The sequence below is a fragment of the Kitasatospora nipponensis genome, from assembly GCF_039528135.1.
Lineage (GTDB): Bacteria > Actinomycetota > Actinomycetes > Streptomycetales > Streptomycetaceae > Kitasatospora > Kitasatospora nipponensis.
The window spans coordinates 1-645 of record NZ_BAAALF010000811.1; the positions used below are offsets into that span (position 1 = coordinate 1).

A 645-nucleotide genomic window follows, 5' to 3' on the forward strand; every position below is an offset into this window, starting at 1 on the left:
AAGTGGCCGACGACGCCGTCACCTTCATCCGGGCACTCGGGCTCGACCAGGTGGACATCCTCGGCTTCTCGATGGGCGGGATGATCGCTCAGGTGATCGCACAGAACGAACCACAGCTCGTTCGCAGGCTGATCCTCGCGGGCACAGGACCCGCCGGTGGCAAGGGCATCAAGAACGTGACCCGGATCTCCCACCTCGACACCCTCCGAGCACTGCTCACCCTCCAAGATCCGAAGCAGTACCTCTTCTTCACGCGTACCGCGAACGGACGCCGGGCCGGCAAGGAGTTCCTGGCCCGACTGAAGGAGCGAACGCAACACCGGGACAAGGCGATCTCCCCCAGCTCCTACCTCTCCCAGCTCAAGGCCATCCACCGATGGGGCCTGCAGGCGCCGGCCGACATGTCCCGCATCCACCAGCCGGTCCTGGTGGCCAACGGCGAGAGCGACCGGATGGTGCCGAGCGAGAACACCCTCGACCTCGCCGCACGACTGCCCCGGGGCGAACTCGTCCCCCTCTACCCGGACGCCGGACACGGCGGGATCTTCCAGTTCCACGACGCGTTCGTGGCGAGCGCCCTCACATTCCTCAAGGCACACCCCGACGCCTGACCGCCGCGTAGCTCAGGAAAAACGTCGAAGTCAG

The 645-nt window shown here is 66.2% G+C and carries 1 protein-coding gene; it reads left to right on the forward strand.

The genetic code is table 11. The features are described 5' to 3' along the window. On the forward strand, positions 1 to 611 hold a 611-nt coding region (locus ABD323_RS43470; protein WP_344447538.1), incomplete at its 5' end, for an alpha/beta fold hydrolase. Positions 612 to 645: the final 34 nt, after the last annotated feature.